Source organism: uncultured Fibrobacter sp. (assembly GCF_947305105.1).
GTDB lineage: Bacteria > Fibrobacterota > Fibrobacteria > Fibrobacterales > Fibrobacteraceae > Fibrobacter.
Genome location: NZ_CAMZCS010000039.1, coordinates 1 through 26,268, shown reverse-complemented (window position 1 = coordinate 26,268; position 26,268 = coordinate 1). Strand labels below are relative to the sequence as shown.

At 54.0% G+C, this 26,268-nt stretch carries 21 protein-coding genes; 2 read left to right on the top strand and 19 right to left on the bottom strand.

Features of this window, described 5'->3' with window-relative positions; all coding sequences use genetic code 11:
* Positions 1 to 258 precede the first annotated feature (258 nt).
* Complete coding sequence (locus Q0Y46_RS13155) at positions 259 to 723, top strand: hypothetical protein (protein WP_297947953.1); 465 nt, start codon at positions 259 to 261, stop codon at positions 721 to 723.
* Positions 724 to 889: 166 nt separating this feature from the next.
* Positions 890 to 3,532 (top strand): ATP-dependent helicase C-terminal domain-containing protein, encoded by a 2,643-nt coding sequence (locus Q0Y46_RS13150; protein WP_297947950.1) that lies wholly within the window; start codon positions 890 to 892, stop codon positions 3,530 to 3,532.
* Positions 3,533 to 3,626: 94 nt separating this feature from the next.
* Here Q0Y46_RS13150 and Q0Y46_RS13145 read toward each other — a convergent pair whose 3' ends face one another.
* The 19 genes from Q0Y46_RS13145 to Q0Y46_RS13055 form a co-directional block, all read right to left on the bottom strand.
* Complete coding sequence (locus Q0Y46_RS13145; protein WP_297947947.1) at positions 3,627 to 5,162, bottom strand: choice-of-anchor I family protein; 1,536 nt, start codon at positions 5,160 to 5,162, stop codon at positions 3,627 to 3,629.
* 22 nt (positions 5,163 to 5,184) lie between these two features.
* The gene (locus Q0Y46_RS13140; RefSeq protein WP_295683587.1) at positions 5,185 to 5,565 is read right to left on the bottom strand and encodes a hypothetical protein; all 381 of its coding nucleotides are present in this window, start codon (positions 5,563 to 5,565) and stop codon (positions 5,185 to 5,187) included.
* Between the two features lie 45 nt (positions 5,566 to 5,610).
* Positions 5,611 to 6,777, bottom strand: a complete 1,167-nt coding sequence (locus tag Q0Y46_RS13135; protein WP_297947944.1) for a hypothetical protein — start codon at positions 6,775 to 6,777, stop codon at positions 5,611 to 5,613.
* A gap of 93 nt (positions 6,778 to 6,870) precedes the next feature.
* On the bottom strand, positions 6,871 to 7,746 hold the full coding sequence (locus tag Q0Y46_RS13130) for an NAD-dependent epimerase/dehydratase family protein (protein ID WP_295683593.1): 876 nt from the start codon (positions 7,744 to 7,746) through the stop codon (positions 6,871 to 6,873).
* Positions 7,746 to 9,188, bottom strand: coding sequence for a DnaA/Hda family protein (locus Q0Y46_RS13125; RefSeq protein ID WP_297947939.1), 1,443 nt, complete (start codon positions 9,186 to 9,188; stop codon positions 7,746 to 7,748). Before Q0Y46_RS13125 ends, Q0Y46_RS13130 begins: the two co-directional genes overlap by 1 nt.
* Positions 9,189 to 9,564: 376 nt before the next feature.
* Positions 9,565 to 9,975 (bottom strand): hypothetical protein, encoded by a 411-nt coding sequence (locus Q0Y46_RS13120; protein ID WP_295683597.1) that lies wholly within the window; start codon positions 9,973 to 9,975, stop codon positions 9,565 to 9,567.
* Between the two features lie 9 nt (positions 9,976 to 9,984).
* Positions 9,985 to 11,298 (bottom strand): U32 family peptidase C-terminal domain-containing protein, encoded by a 1,314-nt coding sequence (locus Q0Y46_RS13115; RefSeq protein WP_297947936.1) that lies wholly within the window; start codon positions 11,296 to 11,298, stop codon positions 9,985 to 9,987.
* Positions 11,299 to 11,306: 8 nt separating this feature from the next.
* Positions 11,307 to 12,875 carry a hypothetical protein gene (locus tag Q0Y46_RS13110; RefSeq protein WP_297947934.1) on the bottom strand — a complete coding sequence of 523 codons (1,569 nt, stop codon included), beginning with the start codon at positions 12,873 to 12,875 and terminating at the stop codon, positions 11,307 to 11,309.
* Between the two features lie 9 nt (positions 12,876 to 12,884).
* Positions 12,885 to 14,006, bottom strand: coding sequence for a PilT/PilU family type 4a pilus ATPase (locus Q0Y46_RS13105; RefSeq protein WP_295683606.1), 1,122 nt, complete (start codon positions 14,004 to 14,006; stop codon positions 12,885 to 12,887).
* Positions 13,999 to 16,347, bottom strand: coding sequence for a hypothetical protein (locus Q0Y46_RS13100; protein WP_297947930.1), 2,349 nt, complete (start codon positions 16,345 to 16,347; stop codon positions 13,999 to 14,001). Before Q0Y46_RS13100 ends, Q0Y46_RS13105 begins: the two co-directional genes overlap by 8 nt.
* Entirely contained in the window at positions 16,348 to 16,608 is a 261-nt protein-coding gene (locus Q0Y46_RS13095; protein WP_295683612.1) for a Trm112 family protein, read from the bottom strand.
* 60 nt (positions 16,609 to 16,668) lie between these two features.
* Entirely contained in the window at positions 16,669 to 18,360 is a 1,692-nt protein-coding gene (locus Q0Y46_RS13090; protein ID WP_295683614.1) for a glycosyltransferase family 2 protein, read from the bottom strand.
* 15 nt (positions 18,361 to 18,375) lie between these two features.
* Positions 18,376 to 19,089, bottom strand: coding sequence for a polyprenol monophosphomannose synthase (locus Q0Y46_RS13085; RefSeq protein WP_295683617.1), 714 nt, complete (start codon positions 19,087 to 19,089; stop codon positions 18,376 to 18,378).
* A gap of 34 nt (positions 19,090 to 19,123) precedes the next feature.
* Positions 19,124 to 20,050, bottom strand: coding sequence for a glycosyltransferase family 2 protein (locus Q0Y46_RS13080; RefSeq protein WP_295683619.1), 927 nt, complete (start codon positions 20,048 to 20,050; stop codon positions 19,124 to 19,126).
* 12 nt (positions 20,051 to 20,062) lie between these two features.
* The gene (locus Q0Y46_RS13075) at positions 20,063 to 23,137 is read right to left on the bottom strand and encodes a DUF2723 domain-containing protein (protein WP_297947925.1); all 3,075 of its coding nucleotides are present in this window, start codon (positions 23,135 to 23,137) and stop codon (positions 20,063 to 20,065) included.
* A 20-nt stretch (positions 23,138 to 23,157) separates the two neighbouring features.
* Positions 23,158 to 23,595, bottom strand: a complete 438-nt coding sequence (gene nusB, locus Q0Y46_RS13070; protein ID WP_295683624.1) for a transcription antitermination factor NusB — start codon at positions 23,593 to 23,595, stop codon at positions 23,158 to 23,160.
* A 57-nt stretch (positions 23,596 to 23,652) separates the two neighbouring features.
* The gene (gene ribH / locus Q0Y46_RS13065; protein ID WP_295683627.1) at positions 23,653 to 24,120 is read right to left on the bottom strand and encodes a 6,7-dimethyl-8-ribityllumazine synthase; all 468 of its coding nucleotides are present in this window, start codon (positions 24,118 to 24,120) and stop codon (positions 23,653 to 23,655) included.
* A 1-nt stretch (position 24,121) separates the two neighbouring features.
* A complete protein-coding gene (locus Q0Y46_RS13060; protein ID WP_295683630.1) occupies positions 24,122 to 25,366 on the bottom strand; it encodes a bifunctional 3,4-dihydroxy-2-butanone-4-phosphate synthase/GTP cyclohydrolase II in 1,245 nt (414 codons plus the stop codon).
* Positions 25,353 to 25,952, bottom strand: a complete 600-nt coding sequence (locus tag Q0Y46_RS13055; protein ID WP_295683634.1) for a riboflavin synthase — start codon at positions 25,950 to 25,952, stop codon at positions 25,353 to 25,355. Before Q0Y46_RS13055 ends, Q0Y46_RS13060 begins: the two co-directional genes overlap by 14 nt.
* Positions 25,953 to 26,268: the final 316 nt, after the last annotated feature.

Below are 26,268 nucleotides of genomic sequence, written 5' to 3'. Positions count from 1 at the left end.
ACCTCTAGATTCTCTAACGGAGATTGCTTCAGGGCTTCGCCCTTCGCAATGACAAACACTAACCACCAACCACTTCCTACTGTCTACTTTTTGTCTCGTCTGTAGCCGCGCAGCGGCGTTCTCCTCATAGAGGATAACTCTACTAAGGCACTAAAGTGCCTAGTATCGTTTATCTTGTCTTTCCCTAGCCCCTAGATTCTAGCCCCTCCTCCCTTTTTTCTATATTTGCGTGCGTAAAACAGAACCCCCGAGGTCCCTATGTTAGATTTTCTTGCCAACTACTGGCCGTACCTGATTGCACTGGTTGTCATCGTCCTCGCCATCTTCGCATTCCGCGGAGTCCGCAAGGCCCTCAAGGAAGGTGGTGGAGCGTTCAGCCTCGAAACCATCAAGAAGAACACCGAGCCGAACTTCGCCGCCCTCAAGCAGAAGTCCAAAGCCCTGCTCGCCGATGCCGACATGATCTGCGAAACCAAGGAAGGCAGCAACCTCGTCATCCCCAAGAAAGAAGACATGATGTTCTTCCGCCGTGCCGTCAAGCAAAAGTACAAGCTCGCCATGTTCCTCGTGCCCGGCACGAACAAGGTCGTGTACTTCTTCTGCAAGACGGAACAGGGACTGCGTCGTCGTATCGAGAACCTCGTCATCAACCAGAAGTTCCGCGAAGGCAAGCCGCCCTACATGGACGCCGCCACCGGCGATAAGCTCAAATACCCGAGGTAGCAGCGAGGCCGGCGCTTTGCGCCTCTGAGCTATGAGGCCGCTCATTTCATTCGCTCTGAGCAAAAAAAACATGAAGGAGCCATTTTTCTCAAAGGTTTCTGCCAAGAAACCGTGCCCACACCTCAAAGCTCCTCTGTAAGAGGAGCGACCTCACACCTCATCCATCATGACCTATAACGATTTAGCCCTCGCTGAAGAAGAATCCAAGCTGGAAGCGGCGCTTGATTCGTCGCGCAACTTGCTTATCGAAGCGCCCACGGGTTCGGGCAAGTCGTTGTTCATCCCCTATTTTTTAAGCAAGCACTGCAAGGGGCGCGTTGTCGTGTTGCAGCCCCGCCGCATCGCGGCACTCTCGCTCGCGCAGTTCTCGGCAAAACTCCACGGCGAGCCCTGCGGCAAGACAGTCGGCTACCAGTTCAGGCAAGACAGCTGCAAGAGTGCCGACACGCGCATTCTCTTCCAGACATATGGTAACTTCTTGCAAGAACTGCTGCACGGCAAGATGGACGCCGACTGGGTCGTGTTCGACGAGTACCACGAGCGCAAGGCCGACATGGATTTGCTGTTCGGGTATTTGCTTAGACGAGAGGTGAGCGGCCCTTCGGCAGGCTCAGGGACCTTGCCAAGAGTGGCGGTGATGTCGGCGGCGCTGAACCGCGAGGAACTCGAGGCGGTTCTCGGCGTCAAGTGCCTAAGCCTCGGACACCCGCTGTTTCCCGTACAAATTATCCACCAGGCCCCCGCCACGGGCAATTCGCTCGTTTCGGGCGTAGGCATTGACGCCGAAGTGGTGCGGGCTCTCCGGACACTCTACCGCAACAACATTTGGCAGACCACGCTGGTATTCCTCCCGGGCAAGGCCGAAATCGCCCGCTGCCACAGCGCCGCCGCCGAAGCGCTAGGCAACAGCTGCGCCGAATTCCTGGAACTCTACGGCGGGCAAGACCGCGAAACGCAGGATCGCATCTTCGAAATCACCGAACGCCCGCGCGTCATCTTCACCACGAACATCGCAGAGACCTCCATCACCGTCCCGAATGTCACCGGAGTCGTCGACAGCGGTATCGAACGCGTAAGCCTCTACGACGATAGCGAAAAGGTGAACGTGCTGCGCACCATGCCCATCTCAATGCAGAACGCCATCCAACGCAGCGGCCGTAGCGGCCGTACACAGAACGGCTGCGCCATCCGCCTCTGGAGCGAGGATTCCGAGACACGCATGCCCAGGGGAATCGTGCCCGAAGTATTGCAAATCGAGCCGTCGGAACTGCTGTTGCAGAAAGCAGCGCTTGAATTCGGACTGGATTGCCGCGCCTCTAACGAGGCTCGCAATGACGCCTCCAACAATGTCATTGCGAGCGAAGCAAAGCAATCTCAACTAGAACTACCCACCCCCATTCCGGAAGCGCGCGCACAGGCCGCCACAAAGTTACTCGAAGGTTTCGGGATGCTCAAGGAGGGCTCCATCACGGAACTCGGGCTCAAGGCCATCCGCACGCCGGTTTCAAGCATCCCGCTTGCCCTGCTTCTCGCCTCGGCACAAAGCCAGGCCGACCTCCCCGACCTTTTGCTAGCCGCTCTCGCCTGGGTCCATTCCGGCACCGAGACATTGCAGAAATCCAAGGTGTCGCAAGACATCCTCACACTCGCCACCGACACGCTCGCCAAGAGCATCAACGTCCCGCGCGAAGTAAGTTTTACACTCCGGCAACTGCGGGACTACCGCGATGGGTTAGACGAGAGAATAGATTGCCACGCCTCTAACGAGACGCGCAATGACAATTCTACCCATTCCAACACTTCACGCCTCGTCGCTCAAAGTCTCCTCAAGGCCTTCCCCGACAGGCTCGCCACACCAAGCGGTTCCGCATACAAACTTGCAAACCAGAACATCATCCGCCTGCAAGTCGCAGAGCCGCCCTACGCCATCTTGGCGCTAACGATGTTACGCACCGGCGGCGGCAGCAAGTCCGAACTCAAGGTCAACCTGTACGCCCCCATCACCCAGGACATGCTCGGCGGGAACACCGCCAAGACACGCTACGAGCTCCTGTGGCGCAGCGGCCAGGAACGGTTCATCGGCGTAGAAATCAGCGAAACCGAAAATGCCGACGGCACCACCACAGAACTTTCCCGCAAGGAAATCATCCCGCAAGAAGCCTCGCCCAAGGTGCTTGCCAAGCTCAAGGAACTCACCGTCAACGCCTGGCGAGAAAAGATTGAAAAGGAAAACTGGAGTGGCCGCTATCTCACCGAGCAAATGCAGACGCAACTCATCAAGATGCGCCTTGCCGCCAAGCTCTATCCGGAATACGGCCTGCCCGAATTCAACGAAGAGGACATGGAACTGATCTTTGACGAATTTGCGAGCGGAATCTTTTTGCTGCGCGACATAAACGAAGACCGCTTCCGTAACATTGTCGAGGAATACTTCGGCAAGTCCATGCTCGCCTGGCTAAACAGGACCTTCCCCGACCATTACACACTCCCCAACGGCAAACGCGCACGGTACAGCTACCAGGCCGTCGCCATTGACGACAGCGGCAAGTCCGTACAAAGTATCGAAGGCGTCCTCGTCGAAATTTCGGCACGCATCGAAGACTTCATGCAACTCCACGGCGAGCACAGAATTGCCGATGGCAAATTAAAAGTCCGGTACGACATCCTCGCACCGAACTTCCGCACTATCCAAAAAACTTGGGATTTAACAGGATTCTGGCAAAACACCTACGCAGAAGTACGCAAGGAGCTGCGCGGCCGCTATCCCAAGCACCCATGGCCGGAAACAGTAATGAGTTATGAGTTATGAGTAATGACAACTCATAACTGACAACTCACAACTGACAACTCATAACTGACAACTCACAACTGACAACTCACAACTGACACAACCGACCTCACTCCTATTTTACCGTATAAATCGTGAGGGTTTTGCTGTATTCGTAACCGACGACGAGCAAAGCCTTGCCAGGAAGCGGGCTCTGTTCTTCGGGGATAAACAGCAGGCCTTCGGGGCCACGGTCCTTCGGGTCCATGTAGTAGTCGATAATTTTCGGATTGTCGAGGTTCGTAATGTTGAACACGACAACGCCGCTCATCCTTTCTAGGCCGACAAAGGCAAGGCGATGAGACCCGATCATACCCACGACCACGTTTTCGGGTTCACACCCCTTGTTGTCGCTACGGGCATCCATCTTGACCTTGTCCTTCTTGGAATTCCAGTTGAAGTATTCCGGAGCAACCGAAGCAAGCATCTGTTCAATCTTGTCGCCGGAATCCCATACAAGTTCGCCAGTGTTCCCGTCAAAGATACTGATGGAGCGAGATCCAAAACTGTAAACGTAAGGGCACTTCCTCTGCCCTTCGGCACAGAAGTCCGTGCTGCTGATTTTCAAAGTCTTGAGTGCGCTGAGCGCTTCGCCGTTAAAGACGTCCTCGTCAAGACGACCGCGTTCGAACAGCGACAAAGCGTTCGTCACATCCGTCCAGCCATTAAAGTCATCACTTTCGGCACCTTCGTTAGCCGTAATGATATAAGGTTTCCCATCGGCTTCAAAATAGCAGATTCCGTCCGGCTGGCGCAACCCGTGCACAGGCACGTTTTCAATCTTGATGTTCCCATTCTTGCGCACATCCACCCCAAAGCCCGGCTTTGAATGGTCCACGGATCCCAGAGGGAACACACCGACAACCTTCTTTGCAGGGATATTGATTTTCGCAATGGCGTTGTTCTCTTGCAAACTCACCCACGCTGTCTTGGAATCCTTGGAAACCGTGATATATTCAGGTTCAAGCGTCTGCGCATAGGGGTTCGTGCCAATCGTGCGCACGCCATCATCCATCAAGTCACTATCCTTGAGTTTCTTGAAGTTGACAATACTGACCTTAACCAACAAGGAATCCTTCTTGTTGAGACGTCCCGGAGTCAATATGGCAATGGCACCTTCCGGGTCCACGCTCATGTCTTTATTCGGGGAACCCTCGCACGCGACGAGAATGTTCTTGCCGTTGGGCGTGTAGGTAAGCATGTCCGGCTGGGCGCATACCTTGTACGACCCGACCTTTCTCGGCATGTCTTCGACAATTTGGAAAATTTCGACGTACCCCGGATCCTGCTCGGGGTCGGCAATTTCGCTCACGGCGACAAAGTCTCCGAAAACACTCACGCTGGAACCGCGTCCCATCAACTTCATCGCACCAAGAACCTTGGGCTTGTCGGGTTTGTCAAGCGAAACGACTTCCATGATTGGCTCGTCGCCCACCACAAACAGTTTTTTCAACTCGGGCATATACGCAACGATTTCCGCAGTCTTCATGGGAACCGAGCTCAATGGGGAAAGCAGCTTGCCCATCTGGAACGTCTGAGACGGCCCTGGTTCCGCAGCAAAGGAGATTCCTGCGGCAAGGAATGCAGCCAGAATAAAGCAATTTTTTCTCATACCAACCTCATGCTTTTCTTTGTTAATCGAAAATCAACCAAAACAAAAGCATCCCAAGTAAAATTCCACCCAAGAAGGAAGAAGACGTCATCATTGCGGCTTCCTTCTTACTAGAGCCATCCTTCTCTGTCTGCGAATTGATGGCAACACGCAAAGCCTGCTGGCAAACCGAATTGTCCTGCTTTATCGTATTGTAGCTCTTTTCCCAATTGGCGCTCTTGGCCTGCTCGGACTCGACCGCCGTGCGCAAAGAATCCTTTTCGACATTGCACGAATTTTCCCGTGCAGCCATCACGCTGTCGCGGACATTCAACTCAGCGGCAACTTCCGCTGCGGGAACAAAGCCTTCAGGAGAAGAGGTTTCCTCCTGCGCGAAGGCGACAGAAGAAAACAGGAGACTCAAGAAAATAAAAATCTTTAATAATGCAGCGGCTCTTTCCATAAAGAATTAATCTTCGTATTTCTGAATCACCCACTCGGTAGGCATCGGAGGAACTTCTCCGCTCGAATGCTTGTAGGTAAATCCCTTGCCCTTTTCAAAATCTTCGACCGTGCCCATGACAAGCACTTCGCAAGACGACGGATCGACACAGGATTCGCCTCTCAGCAACAGCACGTTGCCGTAGATATCCCAATGACCGCCCTTGCCCTGTTCGTTCGTGTTGCTGAACGCTTCGAGCTTGTAGGTTCCGTCTTCGTTCAACATGAAATTCCAATCCAGCTTGAGTTCCTTGTCGTAGCTGTACCAGTTGTCGGCAAGGTCCTTCGCCTTGATCGCTTTGAACTTGAATTCCTCGCTTGTGCAGCCAAGCGAATCCAGATCGAACTCACTAGAGACCGAGTACTTGTACAGAGCCATCACGCCATCGGAGAAATATTCAGGCATAAGGAGCAGAGTACCGCGATGGATATCGGCAAAACCACCCACCATCAGGATATTTTTCTTGCCGGCCGTACTTTCCATGACATAGCGGCCTTCGAAGAACTTGTAGACATCGGTCGTATCGCCGGACTTGCAAGTGAGCTTCTTGCCCACCATGTCGTCGTACTTTCCGATTTTCGCCTGAGTCGCCGGCACCTGTTCCGACTTGACGTCCTTAGCCTTGGCCTTGTCCACAGAATACATCAGGGTTCCCGCAGAATCCACAGTGAACTCGATGGTCATCTTCTTGGCCATCTTGTAAAGGAAGAAATCCTTCTCGAGCGTGGTGATGACAGAGGCTGTCGCATTGTCTTCGGTCAACTTGATGACGCCATCCGCAAAGTCGCTCTTCACGACAACCTCGCCCGTATCGGCCTGGCCCTTGCCATCGCCGCGAAGGAGCCAGAACGAGAACAGGCCCTGCTTGGAACCGGCAGCCATGTGAATTTCGTGCCCGTCGATATCAATCAGCATGTTGCGGGAAAGGTCGTCAAGAGTCGCCGCACGCACGCCATCGGGCATTTCCTTTTTGGCCGAAGAAGACGAAACCTTCTTGGAAGAAGAAGAAGACTGTTCCGAAGAACTGGAAGACGAAACATCTTCGCGATCGATTCCGCCATCGGAACCGGAATCGGAACTACAGCCAGAAAAAACAAGAGTGGTGGCCACGAAGCCGGCCAAAAGATAGTTCAATTTCATAATATAAAGCCTGTGTTATAATTCTACATTATGAATATACACAAAAACGCTCCACGAAAAAAATTTTTTTCATAAAAAAAGGGCGTTTTAGGCTCCAAAAGGCGATTTTGGGTGATAATCGAGGTCTTTTTCGGCGCTTTCGATGGACGGAACTGCATCGTAAAGGAACCCGGCCAGGGCCTGCTCGGCAGTGACCTTCCGGCCACCGATCCACGACTTGAGCATAGCCAAACGACGGCAGATGAACCAGGGCAGCGGAATCATCCGATGCTTGAGGCCGCGCCCGCGCAGAATGGCCTCGGCCATCTGCGCCATCGTCATAGACGATGGGCCCGCCAATGCGTATGTCTTCCCCACGGCAGATTCGCACAACCCCGCAGCAGCAATCCCCTGGACCAAGTCAACACTGCGGACCGGGCGCTTCTGGGCGAGCCCCCCACCCGGCAAGAAATAAACCGGGAAGCGGGATACGTACCTTGCGTACATGTTGAACTCGACTCCGCCCCCATCGCCAATCACAAGCGTCGGCCGGACAATGGTCCAGTCGAGCCCCGACTCCTTCACCGCCTGCTCGCCAGCAAGCTTGCTTTGGCCATAAGGCGTGAGGATGGGATAAGTGACGGAAATGCTGGACACATAGAGCAATCGCCGGACACCGGCATCTTGGCACGCAGACACGACATTGCGCGTCCCCTGCGCGTTGACCCGTTCGAACTCGCCCGGAACTGTCGAGAGCAAGGCCGCAGCCAAGTGGAACACCACGTCGATACCGTCGAATGCCGTGCGGATGGACTCGAAGTCTGTCACATCGCCATAAACCAATTCCACACCCGAAGGTATTCGCGAACTAGCCAAAGTATCGCCAGGGAGAGCAAGGACGCGCACACACACACCACGCGCCTCAAGTTCCCTGCAGAGCGCCTTCCCAACGACGCCCGCGCCACCCGTAATAAGTGCTTTCATCACGCTTCCAGCATGTAGCGGATGTCTTCGACGCGCCTCCTCAGGCCGTCATCCTTTTCCATCTGCACTTTTAGGGATTTCAAGGCGGCAATCACAGTGGCATAGTCGCGATTAAATGCTTCCCCGATACAAACAAGCGATTCGGAGGTATATTCCCGGCAAAGCATCATGGCCACCTTGCGCGGGACCGAAGCAGCCGCATCCTGGCGCTTAGAGGCAAGAGCCAAGAAGTCCACGTTGAACTGGAACGCAACCGTATCGGCGATGCTCCGGACGGTGAGCGTTTCGGCGGCCCCTCCAGACTTGTTCTCCCCCATCAGGCGCTTGACGCAGGCAAAATCCAGTTCCACGCCGTTCAGCGTGTGCATGGCATTGAGCCAGTTGATCAGCCCTTCGATGTCACGAACGTTACTGCGCGGCGGCACCGAAAGGAACCGGCAGATTTCTTCGCGGTCGCCGTCCACAAACGGCACATTCACGGACTTCTTCTCGATAAGGTTCAGGCGGGTCGTCATGTCCGGTTCGTCAAGCCCAACTGCCACGCAAGATTCTAACTGGGCAAGGAACGTCCTGGAAATGTGCGGGATAGCAGACTTGCGGTTTGTCGCAGAGACTTCGCCCGAACAGAAACTGGACGGGTGCCTGTCGCAAGAGATGACGACCTGTTTGCCGTGAGCACGGAGGTAGGCCACCAAGGAGAAAAGCTTTTCAAGAGTCTTCTCGCCCTTCTCTATCCATTGGATATCGTCGAGCAAGAGGCAATCGCAGAGCATATACCGTTGTTCAAACTTGTCCTGCAACTGCCGGGATTCGGCGTGGTTCTTGTAGATTGCCGTGTAATCGCGGAGGAAATCGGCAGCATGGCAGTACGTGACACGCATTTCGGGGCGCTTCGCCACCAAATCGGCCGCAATAGACTGCAAGAGATGCGTCTTGCCGAGGCCAGAAGCCCCATAGAGGAACAGCGGGTTCAAAGACGGATCGCCCGGATTTTCCGAAACGGTCTTGCAAGCGCGCAAAGCCGTGGAGTTGCAACTCCCTTCGACAAAGTTGTCAAAGGTGAAGCGGGCATACAGTTTAAGGTCGTTTTTCGCTTCTTTCCGGGCATGGGCCTTTACAACAGGGCGCACGACCGCCGGAGCAGACAGTTTCATCTCGGGAACAGCCTTGGACGGGGCCAGGAGACGGATAGTATAGTCGACGAATTCAGAACCCAAAACAGCGGAGAAGGCCTTGCGGAAGAGGTCTCCATAGTGGCTATCGAGCCAAGTCGCGCGGAAGGTATCGGGAACGGTCAGCTGCGCATACCCGTCCTGCACGCCTTCGAAACCGACGGCATCCAAAAAAGCTACACCAAACTCATTACATTTCGAACGCACGTACTCAAGGACACGAAGCCAAGGGGACGACGACAAATCCAATAAAGCAATAGTATTTTCCACAGTTATTCCAAAACGAGGGGTATCAAAAAAACTTACGAAAAAATTAAATAAAGCCCCCGACACCGCGAGGGACGGAATTGGATTTTTTTCAAAAAGCGCAAAATAAGCCTAAAAAGGGCAATTTTTTTTTCATCCCCGCTCAGCTACCATCATTGACCGATTTAATAACCTGCCAATCAAAATAACATCCCTAGGATTTCACATTCTATCAACAGAAAAATTTAAAAGAATCCCTTGACATTTTTTTATAAGCAATTACAAACGAAAAAATATGCACATAAAAGCACTATCACAGACAAAAGAATTAGCGAATTTGTACCAAAAACGCCATTTTTGGTATAAACAAGCTAAATTTTTTAACGGAAAACGTTGATTGTCAATGACTTCCGGAATCGTCATCCAGCATCTTCTGGATTTCGGGAATCAGACGTTCCTTGATGCGGTCCAAGAACAAGCATTGCAGCTGAATCATCCTGTCGCGATGACGGCCAGCGTGTTCCTGGATCCAGTGGCTCACCGCATCCTGCCTGTTCTGTACGCGTTCTTGCAATGTCTCGCGAATGAACGTACTCTGCACCGACATGTAGCGCTGCATGTTGAACGGCAAACGGTAAATACGGATAAACTGTTTCAGAAGTTCAAGGAGCGAAAGCTTGGATTCCGCATGTTCCTGAATAAACTTACGCAAGTCGGCTATGTGCGCTTGGAAAAAAGGAACAATGGAATCTTCATCAATCTGATAAAGTTCCAGCGCGTTCCGCTTCCTCGTGTTTTCATCAATAGCCATACGCCAAATTTATGTTTTGTCGCCTAGCGAAAAAAGGTTCTTCTTCACAATAAAGGCAAATTTCGCGTTATTTGCGATATTTTGCACATTATTTTCCAAGAAAACGCGCCCTTCCGTGCCGGGATTGAGCCTGTCGGCCGCCTGTCCACGGAAATCGACCAAGGCGGAAACCTCGACTGGCACCATGCCTTCGGGGGTCATCAGTTCCAGGGAATCGTCCACCGAGAACGGATTCTTCACGTTGACCTTCAGAGCCCCCGTATTCGGCTCGAATTCCACCCCTTGCGCCGCAACGCAACCGCCGGCGGCATCCACATGCGACGCTTCGTAGTTCTGCGGCAGGGGCCCGCGCAAAAATCCGGGCATGAACCCACGACCATCCACAAACGTAATGGCCCGGCGGCTTTCATCGGGGACTCCCCCACCCGAGGCGACAGAATCGATAGCCATCCTGTAGGCCCTCACGACTTGGCTCAGGTAGTACACCGAACGGGTACGCCCCTCGATCTTGAACGAATCCAGCCCGCCCGCGACAAGTTCCGGCACCACATCCAGGGCACAGAGGTCACGGCTGCTCATGAAGTACGTACCCCAAGTATCCTCGTCCAACGCAATGGGATCGAGTTCAGACTTGTCTGCCCGCTGCAAAGAGAAGCTCCCTTCGTGAGTGTGATATTCGTCACACTGCGGTTCCGGGTTCGCATAAAGTCGGTAAGGCATCCGGCAAGAATTGTTGCACGCACCCTGGTTTGCATCCCTGTGGGCAACCCAGTTCGAAAGCATGCAACGGCCAGACATGGCCATGCAGACCGCTCCGTGGACGAACACCTCCAGTTCAAGGTCCGGGACTTTTTCCTTTATCTCTAAAATTTCAGACAGACGAAGCTCACGGCTCAAGATAATTCGGCGCACACCCAAATCTTTCCAGAACGATGCGGCAAGGTAATTCGTCGTATTCGCCTGCACCGAAAGGTGGATTTCCGTTTCGGGGGAAACCTTGCGGAGCCAGCCGACAAAACCGGGGTCGGCGACAATCAAAGCATCGGGTTTAAGTTCAAGAGCCGAAAGTAGCGCCTTCTGGAAGGCTTCCACCTTCACGTTCCTTGGAATGACATTGCTCGTCAGGTAGAACTTTTTCCCTAGGCCATGCGCATAGGCAATCCCTTCGGCAAGGTCGTCCAAGTTCCTGAAACCATTCTCGCGGGCACGCAGAGAAAAAGCGGGTTGGCCGGCATACACGGCGTCGGCCCCATAAGCAAAAGCATAGCGCATGCGGACAAGGTCGCCCGCAGGTGCCAAAAGTTCCGGTTTATTAGCAGACATCGTACCCCCTAGAACTTGAATCCAGCACGGAGATAAACCTTTTCGTCGTTTATCAGCGTGAGTTCGCCCATGAAGGAGACATAGTGCCCCTCGTAAGCCAACGCAGGAGTTATGGAATACTTCATCGAGGCGCCATCCAAGAACTTCTTCGGAAGATTCATGTGGTTATGCCGGGGCGTCGTATCGTTGACAGCACTGCCATAATCCGTCCCCTTCCAAAACCAGGAGTTGCGCACCGAAGCCACGAATTTCCCATCGAACCGCCCATAAACGGTCCAGTCGACAACCTGGCTGTTCGGGCCGTTCTGGTTTCCCAGAGGGTAACCCAAGTGAGCCAGCTGAGCTGTATTCTTGTGGAAATGCGAATAAACATAAGGTTCTATTCTCGCATATTCGGCAATCGTCCCCGCCTCGAGCAGTTTTCCCTTTACTTTGAAATCGTGCCCCGCCTGTAAACCGGCCATCCAAGCCCACTTCGCTTCGATGTTGTCGTTCTTGACCAGGCTTACAGGGCTTTCCATATCGTCCAAGAAAAATTCCGTATAAAGACGCACGCTGTTGAAAATGCGGTAGTTGAGATCCAGCGCAAGCGCTCCGTTATTGGAATCCTCGCTGTAATTGCCCTTTTCCATGAACAGCGGGACACATGGCACAAACAGCCACGGTTTCATATTGTCGTAAAGCACTTGCAATTCACTCATGCCGACGGTCACATTCCCGACAGCGAGTTCATAGCGGTGGCCAAAGACATGGCGCACATCGTCCTTGTTATCCATGCTCATGCTATTGTTGTAAACCCGCAAGTCCCCGTAAAAAGTCAGCACATGGAGCGGGCCGATGTACATATCCATCGAAAGCATGTTGTAAGGGAGCGCGAACTGGTTGAGCGTGAGGTTGTTGTAGTAACCGGGCCCCCAATGCATCACGTCGCGAGCAAGGTCTATGCGGAGCCAATCATAATTGAAACCGAAGTGCGCACGATAGCGGGCGTAGCTTACGTACTCGACTCCGGAATTGTCCTTGGCATCCTGGACTTCCAGAAATTCGCGATCGTACGACTTGGGAACGCTGGAGGAATGGCCTTCGTCGTAGATGCGAGCATCCAGGACGAAATCCACGGAATCGATGTAGCCACGGAGATAAAGGCCGCCATCGACCGACGGCCAAATCGTATCGCCGAAGGTTGCCCCATTGCGATAACTCTTTCCACCGACAATGGAGGTATCCACTAAGGAATCCGCACCGCGATAGTCTATTCCGCCCACAATCGATGCGGCAAGACCATAGGAACCTCTGCCGATACGGGCAGAATCCCTTGAATCACTGTCGATATAGAGGAGAGCCGTCCCTTCGGTCTCCCGGAAATGCTTGATAAAATTGGTATCGCGACGAGGATAGGCAAAGAACTGCAAGTTGTCGCCAGTCGTCTGCCGGTGCAATTCAAAAAGCAACGGAGATGATTCAAGGAGTTTCAGATTCCTGGAATGTTCTGGGCCAATTACCGGAGAAGCGGCCATCGCAGAAACCATGCCGCCAATAACTAGAACAGCGAGAAAAGACAGAATCGATTTTGTCATTGCTAAAAACTACATCCAGCTGCGTTCGGACGTGCCGGAAATGCCGCGAATCTTGAGGTCGAAATCGTCGGGGTTCGTGGCGGCGCTCATCGCCGTCTCGAGAGAAATCTTTTCTTCCTTGTACAGTTCGAGCAAGGCCTGGTCAAAGGTCTGGCTGTGGTACTGCATGTGCCCTTCGGCAATCGCCTGCTCCACAAGGTCAATCTTATCCTTGTCCTGGATATATTCCTTGATGGCGCCCGTATTCACGAGAATTTCTGCAGCAGGGACTCGGCCCTTCCCGTCCTTGGTCGGCAACAAGCGCAGAGAGATAATGCCCGCAAGCACTTCGGCCAGCAACAAGCGGATTTCGTCGTGCTGGTGAGGCGGGTACATCGAGAGCACACGGTGAATCGTTTCTGTCGCGTTCGTCGTGTGGATTGTCGCAAAGACCATGTGGCCGGTGTCGGCCGCCGTCAAGGCAATCTGCATCGTCTCGAGGTCACGGATTTCGCCAATCAGCAAGACATCCGGGTCTTGACGGAGGGCTGCACGCAGGGCATTGCCGTAAGAAAGCGTGTCCACGCCGATTTCGCGCTGCGAGATAATCGCCTTGTTGTCTTTGTACAGGTATTCAATCGGGTCTTCGACCGTGATGATGTTGACCGACTCGTGATTGCTGATATGGTCGATCATGGACGCAAGCGTCGTCGATTTACCCGAGCCCGTCGTACCGGTCACGAGGACAAGACCGCGCTTGGTCAAAGCCATGTCGCGGATGACATCGGGCAAATGAAGGTCTTCGAACGGAGGAATCTGGGCCTTGATGTGGCGGATCACGATAGCGATGGAACCGCGCTGCCTAAACACGTTCACACGGAAACGGCCCAACTCGCGGGCACCCACGGCGAAGTCGCATTCTTTATTTTGTTCAAAACGTACTTTCTGGTCGCGGTTCATGATATCGTCCAAGAAGGAATCCATCATGATTCCGTCGACCTTGATGTCGAACGGGCGCTGCAAAAGGCCGTTGATGCGGAATGTCGGAGAAGCGCCGACGCGGATATGCAAGTCTGAAGCCTTGCGGTTCACCATCTCGCGGAGAAGGTGCTCGATGCGGAGCTCAATTCGACGTTCCTGCTGTTCAGCCATTGGCATTGCCTCCGAACTTTTCACGATAAATCTTTTCGATTTCTTCCAGGCGGCTATGGTATTCCGCGTTATTCGGCTCCTTCAAGCAGAGGTCCTGGTAAATATCCATCGCCTTGCCGTAGAGACCTTGTTCAAAATAGATTTCGGCGAGCGTCTTCGTGTTCAGGCTCTCGTCGATATCGGCCGCTCCGCGGTCCAGCGGCTTGGAGGGGTCCTTGATAAGGCCAACGGAGACCTCGTCGTCGGAATCGCCGGACATGAGGAAGTCCAGCCCCTTGTTGGAGGGCTCATCCTTTTGTTCCGATTCGGAAAGCGAATCGTCGTCCGTGAAGAAGAGTCCCTGGAAGGCGCCGTTCACTTCGGCTTCCAGCGAAGCATCCGCACTGGAAGGAATCACGCGTTCTTCGATGGCGGCACTCGTCGATTCCTGCGTAGGAGCTTCTTCCTTGGCAGGAGTCTGTTCGGGCAAGTCAAGGTCGTCGTCGCCCAAGATAGAGTTGAGCGCACTGCCCACTTCGTTTTCAATTGTTTCTTCGGAGTTTTGTTCCGGAGCGCTATGGATTGTCGGCAATTCCAGTTCGTCTTCGGCCTTGGCCACCTGCTCCGAAAGCGAACCCAGAACAGGGCTTTCCTCTTCGCCAGCCGTTTCTTCCGGCTTCACGACGGACACATCGGAGCTGTCGCTAAATACAGTGGAAACATCATCTTCTGCGGTGGCATTTTCTTCAAGAGAATCATCGTCACCGAAAATCGAATTCAGCGAACCGACAGCCTCGCTGTCAAAGGACAGCGTCGTATCGGCGGCATCGTCCGTTTCGGGTGTGGCGGCAGACCCCTGCGGGTGTTCTTCGGGCAATTCGTCTTCGCCAAAGATGCTTGCAAAAGCGCTGTCCAGGCTCTGCGGTCCTTCGTCGACGGCAGGCTTTGCAGGCGCCAAGGGAGCCGGCTGCACAGGCGTAATTTCCTGGAGTTCGGCAAAAGGTTCGTCATCATCGACAAGTTCTTCGGCAGGCTTTTCCGCAGGCTTTTCCGCAGGTTCTTCAACAGGAGCCTCGGCAGGCTCTGCCGTGGCCGTGTTCTGCGGAATTTCTTCGGGGAGTTCGTCCTCGCCGAAGATACTTGCGAAGGCGCTGTCCACGCTCTGCGGTTTGTCGTCGTCGGCCGGAGCCGCAGGAGTTTCTTGCGCAGGTTCCTCTGCCGGAGTTTCGGGATGGACGTCCATCTTTTCCATGAGCCCGAACAAATTCTCGTCGTTCGTCAGGGCGATATCTTCGGACTTGACATCCTTTGCATTGAAGGAATCCGGAGATACTTCGTTCGGAATATTCAGGTGGTTGAACGGAGACTCGCTCGCGCTGTCGTCTTCCGATTCCATGGAATCGTCGCCGAACATGCTGGAAAGCACGTTGGATACATCGCCGCCAGAAATATTGTCGTCGGCAAAATCTTCCAGATTGTCAGAATCTCCAGAATCGATATCGGCCATAGCGGCATCGAGAGACTGCTGCAAGCTGTCCATAGCGGAACTGTCGACACCATCGTCGCTGGGGAGCAGGGCCGACAAGGCCGCAAACGGATCTTCCTCGGTATCGGCACTCTTCGAAGAATCGAACGGGGATGCCGTGCTGTCGGAATCGGCATCCTCGATGGAGGCCACCGGTTCGTCGATGGAGAAGTCCTCGAACGGAGACTTCGTAGACTTGTCTTCGGCGGACTTCGAGAAAATGGAAGAGACGGAATCGGCGCTGGAGTCGAGCGATTTTTCAAAAATACCAGAAGAATCCTCGGGAGCCGGTTCGTCCGGATTGATGGAATTTTCCTTCACGAACAGGGAATCGTCGCTCCCGCTTGTCGTCAGGAGAGAAAGACCATCGTCCGCATTGCTAGAGCTATCCTCGGAAAGGCCCGGCATCACGAAGTCGGAATCCTGGACTGCAGCGGCAGTTGCAAGGACGACATCGTATTCCTCTTTCCAGAAGCTATCGAGCGGATCCATGTCGTGGACACGGCGGTAACACTTGTTGCGTTCGGCCTCGTTACCCAGCTGGTCGTAGGCGTCGCCCATGCGCTTCTGGGCAGACAGGCAGAAGGGGTCCGCCTTGAGAGCCTTCTCGCATTCCTTGATACATTCCTCGAACTCGCCCCTCTCGAAGAGGATGCGGGAACGGACCAACATGCCCGGAAGGTCGACTGCGAAACTCTGGAGGCCGGCATTCACCCGGCGCAGGGAACCGTCCAGGTCGCCCGAAGCACGTTCCAAATCGGCAAGCCAAGCAAAGGCCATCGACGTGCCCTTCTTCTTGCCAATCGTCTTTTTCAGCAAATCCAAAGTAACAGCCATTTATACTCCCCCCAAAGGAAGCGAAACCGCCTCGTCGGACAAAAGGACCGGGATTCCTTCGCGAATCGGATAGAGACGCTTACCGTCCTCGGAGACGAGAGCCTCGTCCATCTTCTCAGAAATAATTTCACCCGCCACGTTCTTGAGGGAACCTGCGGCAATAGCACCATTCACGGCAGAGAGACATGCGTCGTCCGCCAGCTTGAGAGCACCCCGGGATTCCGGGCAGCAAAGAATACTCAAAAGATTTGTATCGAACATAAGACCTTTAATATCAATTACTTACGTAAAAATAACATCATTTTGGGCAAAAGGTTCGGGCTAATGCAGATATTTGAGGTCCACAAGGGCAAAATTGCCGTTTTTGCCGTTTCCAATGAGCAAATAGACCTTCAAACCGAGCTTGTCGAGCCAATGGATGTCGAAATCTTCACGATAACCCGAAAAATTGGACACAACCAGGAGTTCGCGGCACCCCGTACGGTTACAGATGGACTCCATGTCCGAAAGCGGCCCCAGAAGATGCTGGCGGTTCTCTTCGCTGATTTTTTCGGATTCACCGCTCACGCAGCCGAGAATTTCGATTCCCGGAATCACGTTGTAGCTATCGAACCAGTTCGTGAGCGAGTCCTCGCGGCCGCCAAGCAAAATGGAGCGGTGACGTTTTTTGGCAAAGATGCGGTAGAAATAGTTTATCCAGAATGCAACGCGACGCCAAGCCAAAAGCGCAAGCGGGATAAAGAGGCTTGAGCAGGTAATCCACACCATCAAATGCGGGTCGTACGGCCACCAATTATTGCCATCGACAACGACAGGCATCTGGGTAAAGTAGCGAAAAACCTCATACCCGCCCACCGTAAGCAAGTTCAGCGGTATCAAGTAGCGCAGGAACTTTTCGCCCTTGAGACTCGATTCCGTATATTCCCCGCGGAAAATCAGGAACGCAAAGTTCACGACGACCACCAGGCCAACAAGCCACCAGTCTTCGAACTGAGCAAAATCCATAATGGAATGCTTTATAACCTCACTCGTCCCGGCACACCCACTTTCGAGGCAACTGGAATCAGGGAAGCACACATCGGACACCACGCTTGAGTGGTTCAGGAACGAGAACGCCCACAGAGCCACAACGCCCAAATCCAAAAACATCTTCCAGAACTTCGGAATCAAACGCGAGAACATGCCCACGAACGCAGCAAACAGAATACCGAACGAAACGAGGAAATTCGGAACAAAGTAAAGGTCCTTGTGTTTGCGCACAAAGATAAGCATCGCCTTGTAGAAGTCCACGTAAGAGCCCCAGCGGCGCGTGCGGCAGCTCTGGCCCTTGAAATGCAGTATGTTCGTCGACGGCGTGTAGTAGTTCTTGTAGCCCGCAGCCTTTGTCCTGAAGCAAAGGTCCAAGTCTTCGCCGTACATGAAGTAGTCTTCGTCAAAGCCCTTCAGGGACTCGTACAATTCACGCTTGATGCAGAAAAACGAGCCACTGATAGCATCCACTTCGGTAACCGCGTCGGGGTCGGCATACGTCATGTTGTAGCTTGCGAGCATCTTGCTGTTCGGGAACATGGCCGCAAGACCAATCGTCTTGGAAACAGCAGAAATAATCGTCGGGAAAGAACGGCGACACGCCCACTGGATAGAGCCGTCCTCGTTCAAGATGCGGCAACCCACCGTACCCGATTCCGGATGTTCTTCCATGAAATCGAGCACCTTGGTGAACGAATCACGCGAAACGACCGTATCGGGATTGATGAAAAACAGGAACGGCTTGGTCGCATGTTTTTCGGCGAGGTTACAGCCCTTGCCAAAGCCCAGGTTTTCCGAGGAATCGAGCCACAGGACCTCGGGGAAAAACTTCTTGATTTCCGGAGTGATGCGATCCTTCGACCCGTTGTCCAAAACGATAATCTGGGAATCCAGCCCTTCACATGCGTCACGGACCGATTTCAGACACGCCGGAATGAAATCACAGGAATTGTACGCAACGATGATGATAGAACAGGAGTACATTCGTCTCTCGTCTAATTACGCGAGTCCCAGGCGAAGCTTGAGCACCAGGAAGAATGCTTCGGAAATAATGCCACCGCTCATCTTGGAGGTACCGCGGGTGCGGTCGGTAAAGACGATGGGGATTTCCTTCACGCGGAGCCCCTTCTTCCAAATCTTGAACGTCGTCTCGATCTGGAAGCAGTAGCCGTCGCTCTTCATCTTGTCGAGATTCAGAGCCTGCAACGCCTCGCGACGGAAGCACTTGAAACCGCCGGTCGCATCGCTAATCGGGAGGCCGGTCACCATGCGCGTGTACACGTTCGCGCCGTAGCTCAAAATGAGGCGACGGAGGTCCCAGTTCACCACGCTGATGCGCTGCTTCATGTAACGGCTGCCCAACACCAAGTCGGATTCCTCGGCAGCTTCCAAAAAACGGGTCAAATCCGAAGGAGAATGACTGAAATCGGCATCCATTTCGAACACGCGCTCGTAATCGCGCTCCAGCGCCCACTTGAAACCGGTCACGTAAGCGGAGCCAAGCCCCATCTTGCCTTTGCGGCGGATCAGGTGAATGCGGGTGTTCTTCTCGGCCTCGGCAGCAACCATGTCGCCCGTACCGTCCGGAGAGCCGTCATCGACAACGAGTACCTCCAGGCACTCATGCTGCTGAAGGATAGCGTCCAGCATCAGAAGGATGTTTTCCTTCTCGTTGTAAGTCGGGACAATAACCAAACTCTTAGGAAACGTCATTCTTACTCCTATCCATACAAAATTTTACACCAATCTAATTATCTCTTATCGTCTCGGCAACTGGGTACGAACGTTGTTTGTTGCCATTCAGCATCTCTCCCAGCAAGCCGAGGGATATGAACTGCACGCTCATCACCATCGAGAAGGCGCCGGCCAGCAAAAGCGGACGGACATGCAAGGCACCCGTGTTGAACCATTCATAACCAAAGTAACCGCAGACACCTAGGCCCAGGAACAGGAACAAAAGCCCGATGAGCCCGAAAAAGTGGAGCGGCTTTGCAGAAAAACTGCGCATGAACATGAGGGAAACGAGATCCAGGAACCCGCTGACCAAGCGCGAAACGCCGTACTTGGAAACGCCGTGAACACGCGCCCTGTGGGCGACAGGCATTTCCGTTATACGGAAGCCCTGCCACTTGGCCATGACCGGGATAAAGCGGTGGTAGTCCCCATAGAGTTTGATGGACTTGACCACGCAACTGCGGTACGCCTTGATGCCGCAGTTAAAATCGTGCAAGCGCTGCCCGCAAACGATGGATACAGTCAGGTTGAAGAGCTTGGACGGCATCGTCTTGTGCCAAGGGTCGAGCCTGCGCACCTTCCAACCCGAAACGAGGTCATACCCCTTTTCGAGGATGTCGATCATCTTCGGAATTTCAAGAGGATCGTCCTGCAAGTCCCCATCCAGCGTGGCGACATAGCGGCCCTTCACCTTGGTGAACCCGTAAGCGAGGGCAGCGGCCTTGCCGCAGTTGAACTGGAAGCGGTAAGCGCGAACGAACGGGAAATCCTTGGACAAGTTTTCAACCACTTCCCAGGTATTGTCGCGGCTGCCGTCATCGATGACGATCACCTCGTACTCAAACCCGGTCGGTTCCATCGCCGCAGCGATTTCCTTCATCAAGTCCGGCAAGTTCTCGTTTTCGTCCTTGACCGGAATGACCATGCTCAAATCCATCATCACCTCGACTCGTTAATTTCCCGCAGAAGCGACAACGGCTGCACTGTCGGGAGCGGCACTGTCCTTTGCACCGGAATCGGTAGCCGGAGTATCGGCCTCAATTGCAGGAGGTTCATCCGGCATCTGCTCCATGGACTTGAGGCTCATGGCGAGGCGAGCGCGGCCACCTTCGTCGTAAGCAGGAACATGCTTGAGACCGCGAGCGAGCACATCGAGAGCAGGCTGTTTCATGCCGGCAGCTTCGTACACGTAGGCGGCAGCCCAGTAGTTGCGCCATTCGTCCGGGAACTGGTACATGCCCATTTCGAGGAACTTGATGGCGTTAAGGGCGAGAGCGTCCACCTGGGCCTTGCGAGCAATCGTGTAGGGCTTCTCGCTACGGATGGCGGTAATTTTCTCGCGGGCATCAAAGGAAATCTGCAAGTACAGAGAGATGTAGCTAGAAAGCAGGCGGAGCGTTTCGCTGTTCACGAAGGCGGTTCCATCACCGAGACCGCGGAACTTGTAGACGCTATCGATCAGGTTGGCCGTACGCACAGGATCAAAGTCGCCACGACGAACCGTCAGGTCACCCTTCTTGAAATCGTAAATCATGCCTTCCTGGACCATGTATTTTTCGAGGCCCATGAAGTTCGACATGCCGACCGTCGTCGAGAAGTGAATCGGCTTGTCCATGTTCTGCATGGTCAGGTCAAGCACAAGCTTGTGCTGAGTGAGCATAACACTGCTACGGCTACGGGCAGTCCAGTCGTGGAAGGCATCCCAAACCTGGTAATGCACCTTGAGCTGCAGGAGCTTGGCAGAATCAGCGGCAGAAAGTTGCTGACCTTCCATCTGGTCGATACGTTCCTTCAGTTTGGGCATGAGGCGTTCGGCATTCTTGAGCCAAGTCGCAGTGAGGTGGTTGGGATTGTTGCCATAGCTGTAGTCAAGCACCATGTCGCGCCTAATGGCATCCTTGTCGTAGCTCAGCTTGAGGACAGGCGGATTGTCGAGCATCTGCTTGATGTACCAGTCGGTATTACCGAGCGAGAGGTTCACCACGCGGACGTCCTTACGGACACCGGCGACTTCCTGTGCGAACCACAGCGGGAAGGTATCGTTGTCACCATTGGTAAAGAGGATGGCGTTCGGGCGGCAGCTATTGAGCAGGTTGTAGGCATAATCCCACGGGACCCACAGGCCGGAACGGTTATGTTCCTTGAAGTTCGAGCCACACGGAATCACGAATGCGGCAAGGACGAGAATGGCGGCAAGAGGCGAAGCGAACGTTGCAAACGAGGCCGAAGTCGCGAAGAGGAACACGAGGATACCGGCGCCAATACCGAGCATCATGCTCATGAAGATAAATGCCGGCGTGTAGAAGTAATCACGTTCGCGCACTTCCATGTGGACCGCTTCCGGGAACGGAGCACGCTGCCCCACCTGGGCATAAGCGTTTTCGATCTTGGTCCAAGTCGTCCAGATGCTGGAACTCTTGAGGTCGTTGATCTGCGCTTCGAGAGCGGAAATCGTCGCTGCAGGAGCCCTATGCTGGCGAAGGAACTCAAGGCGGATGTTGCCCTGCTCGATTGCCTGACGGGCGTCAATCAAGTCATTCGGGTCGGGCACAGAAGGAATCGATGCACCGGCACGGTTGAGGTCGGCAACGTTACGGGTCATCGCAGCAACCCACTGGTCGTGGTCGCGCTGTTCCATGCGGGTACCGTCGGCGAAGTTGATATAGAAAATCAAGCCCAAGGAGCAGAGCGCATAGAGAACAGAAAGGAAAATACCCAAATGGCGGTTACGCTTGCATGCAAAGACACAGACAAGGACGAGCAAGCCGTTGAAGAGGATGAAGATGAGCAATTGCGGAAGAATCGAATCGCCCATGAAAATCATCTGCGTGGGGAACTTGAAGCCGAAACGTTCCAAAGGTTCGTTTTCGGCCGGATCGAACGTGTACACGCCGTTAGCGTAGTTCACTCCACCCACCTTGTAAGGCAGGTACTGGGCCATCTGATAGCCACCGTAGCTCATGCTCGGGAAGCTCAAGAGCTGGTGAGCCAGCCGAGAACGGCGGTAGAAGGCGCGAGCAATCATGCTCTCGGAACCGTACTGCTTACGTTCCACGAAGTTGTTGAAGGATTCCCAGTTCTCGCTCTTGAAGAGGTTTCCGAGCTGGAGGTTGCCCTGTTCGTCGCGGATGTTGATTTCGGGGTCGTTCTCGTCGATAATCGGGTTCAGTTCCGAACGGATAGGAATGTAGAGGTGAGTACTGTAACCAATCAGGGCGAAGAAGGAGAAAGCGAGAGAAAGGCGGACAGCCTTGTTCACCCTGGCATTGAACGGCTTGGCCAGGCTCAAGACGGCGAGCACGACAAGGCAGCCCAGAGAAAGTTCGATAAAGGCAGACACCATGTAGATGACGGAGCAGAGAAGCGTACCCGTAATCCATATAGGAATGCGTTCCTTGATTTTGCCCGGCTGCGCAATGAGGAGCAAGACAAACACGGCAGGAATCGTGAGCATCGTGTAAAGGTGCGCACCCACGCCAAGGAAGGCGATGTAGCAGATGAAGATGAGAATCTTGTCGCTGCCCTCTTCGTCCCTCTTGTTGTACCAGACAAGGCCGAGGTAGGAGACGAGCATGAGGATGAGCATCGCAAGGCCATAGACTTCGGCTTCGACAGCGTTGAACCAGAACGTGTCGGAGAAAGTCAGAAGGAAGCCGGCAACCAAAGAAGCCGAGCCGAGCACAAACGTGCGGACCCTTCCAGAAATCTTGGCAGCGAGAGCGTCGTTCTTGAGGATGGACGCGAGGAATTCCCAAGCGAACAGAGCCGTCACGTAGACAGTAGCCGCAGAACTCACCACGGAAATGTAGTTCACACGCTTAGCAATCTCGCCCACGAACGGGAGCAACACGATTACGGCACGCGCAAAGAACACGAAGAACGGGGTTCCAGGAGGATGGGGAATGCCAAGAGTATTGGCACAGGCAACGAATTCGCCGCAGTCCCAGAAACTGACGGTCGGCGCCATCGTCATCGCATAGACGATGAGAGCAACTAGGCAGGAAATGCCGGCAAAAATGTGTTTCATCCATTTTTCCTTTATCACGACTACTTCTCCTTATTTTGAGAGCTAGAGACAATTCCATGCTTCAGCATGAAGCCATTTAAAATTCCATTGACGAACGAACTCGAGGAGTCCGTGCTGTACTTGGCCGCAATCTGGACCGCCTCGGAAAGGGCCACCTTCATGGGGATATCCGGGACGTACAGGAGTTCAACCATCGCGATACGCGCGATGATGCGGTCGAGTTTTGCCATGCGGTTGATTTCCCAATGCACGGCGGCATTCTTGATGTCTTCGTCCAGTTCTTCGCGATGGGCCTGGACAAGGTCCACCAGTTTCATTCCATATTTTTTCTGGTCGTCATGGATCGGGCGACTTTCGAGCACACCGGGCAAAGCCTCCCCTGCTGTCGCACTGGTAATCTCCATAGCGTACAGCAACTGCATTGCAAATTCACGGGCTGGTCGATAACTTACGTTCATAACTAGTGGTTAGTGATTAGTGGTTAGTGATTAGTGGTTGGTGGTTAGGGCAAATGGTTAGGACAAAGCCTTGTACAAATTTGCCATTTCAACGGCGGTGGATGCCCAGTTGCTCCCGAGGTTACCCGCCTTGAGGCCAGCGCGGTTCATAGCCTGGTCCACGGTATCGGTCGTGAGGATTCCGAGAATCACGGGGAGCTTGCCTTCGGCAGCGATGTTTGCGACACCGCCCGTAGAGGCATTCACCACCACGTCGTAGTGGCTCGTCTCGCCGCGGATCACGGCACCGATAGCCATCACGGCATTGTACTTGCCCGAATCGGCAAGGCGGCGGCACACGCCCGGAAGTTCAAAAGCGCCCGGAACGCGCACAACGGTAATGTCCTTGTCGGCAACGCCCAGCAGCTCGAGCTGGCGGAGCGCCCCTTCCAGGAGCTTGTCGGTCACGACCTCGTTGAAGCGGGCGACGGCGATTGCCACCTTGAGTCCCGCCCCGTTCAGGGAATTCTTGATTTCGTTAACCATCTTATTTTTCCTCTTTTAAAACTTTTTCGCCGGCAGCATCGGAATCCACGTGCAGCTGGTGACCCATCTTCTTCTGCTTGGTGAGCAGGTAGAAAAGGTTTTCCTTGTTCGGCTTGACCTCGATAGGCACGCGCTCCACAATCTTGAGTCCGTAAGCCGAAATGCCCGAAATCTTGCTCGGGTTGTTTGTCAAAAGGCGCATTTCTTTCACGCCGAGGTCTGCAAGAATCTGGGCACCGGTACCGTACTGGCGGAGGTCCGACTTGAACCCGAGGTGCAGATTCGCCTCGACCGTATCCATGCCCTTCTCCTGCAACTCGTAAGCACGCAGCTTGTTGCAGAGCCCGATGCCACGGCCTTCCTGGCCGCGCATGTACAGGAATACGCCGCCGTGCTCGCCGATGAACTTCATGGCAGACTGCAACTGTTCGCCGCAGTCACAGCGGAGGCTACCGAAGATGTCGCCCGTAAGGCATTCGCTGTGCACGCGCACGTAAACCGGCTTGCTGAAATCGGGATTGCCCGCGACCCAGGCCACGTGTTCCACACCGTCGGTCTTGCTGCGGTAGGCGTAAGCCTTGAAATCGCCGTACTTGGTCGTCACGTGCGGAGCAGCCACACGCTGCACCAACTTTTCGTTCTTGAGGCGGTAGTCGATGAGATCGCGGATGGAGATAATCTTGAGGTCGAACTTCTTCGCCACTTCTTGCAGTTGCGGCATACGGGCCATCGTCCCGTCTTCGTTCATGATTTCGATAAGGGCGGCCGCCGGGCGCAGGCCCGCAAGCTTCGCCAAATCCACCGCAGCCTCGGTATGGCCTGCGCGCCGGAGTACGCCCTCTTCTTGGGCGTACAGGGGCGAGATATGCCCCGGCCGCCCGAAGTCGCTCGGCTTGGAGTTCGGGTCGGAAAGAGCGAGGATGGTCGCCGCGCGGTCGTGGGCGGAAACACCCGTGGTGCAGCCTTCAATCTTGTCGACCATGATGGTAAACGGAGTCCCGAGAATCGACGTATTTTCGGCCGTCTGGCGCGTGAGGTTGAGTTCATGGCAGCGCTTGATGGGCAGCGGGCAGCAGAGCACGCCACGGCCCTCGTGGAGCATGAAGTTCACCTTTTCGGGAGTAATCTTCTCGGCGGCGATGACAAAATCGCCCTCGTTCTCGCGGTCCTCGTCATCAACCACGATCAAAAACTTGCCGTTCTTAAAATCTTCTATGGCCTCTTCAATCGTATTAAGCAAGGTCACGTTCCTTCAGATAATTTTCAATGTACTTGCCGAGCATGTCGACTTCCACGTTCACGATGGTCCCGGCAACCCAGTTGCGCAGGTTCGTACGAGCAAGCGTCTCGGGGATGATGCACACGCGGATGGAATCCTCGAACTTTTCGGCCACCGTAAGGCTGATGCCGTTCAGGGAGATGGAACCGCGGCGAATAATGTAGCGTTTGAGGTCCGCAGGCATTTTCAGATCGACTTCCACGCCCGTTTCGCGCGGAGTCACCTGGATTACCTCGGTAATACAGTCCACATGGCCCATCACGAAGTGCCCGCCCATAAAGCTGTCGGCACGACACGGAAGTTCCAAATTGACCAATTTCCCGACCGCAGCCTGTTTGAAAGCCGTATTTTCGACCGTCTGGTGCATAAGGCAGAAGACCGCCTCGTCATCAGTACAACTTTCAATAGACAAACAAACGCCATCGTTGGCGACACTGTCGCCCAATTTGCAATTCTTGAAGAATCCCGGCGACTTGAGACGCATCGAGAGAGCATCACCACGAGCCTCTATCGAGACGATTTCGCCGGTAGATTGAATAATTCCAGTAAACATACGCGGACAAATATAGAAAAGTGGCTTTGAGGTGTGAGGTATGAGGTAGATAGTGGTTAGTGATTAGTGGTTGGTGGTTGGGGGATGAACTCCGAGTTTGTCCTTTAACTGCTTACTAATCACCTGAAAACTCACGGCTCATGGCTCACTGCTCGTGCCTGGAGCCTCGAGCCTCGAACCTTAAAAGTAGGAAGTAGACAGTAGGAAGTGGTTAGTGGTTGGTGGTTAGTGGTTAGGAGGGAACAGGATCTAGAATCTAGGGGCTAGGGAGAAATATCACGGCTTCGCCGTCTGTTATTGACGCACGAAGTGCGTG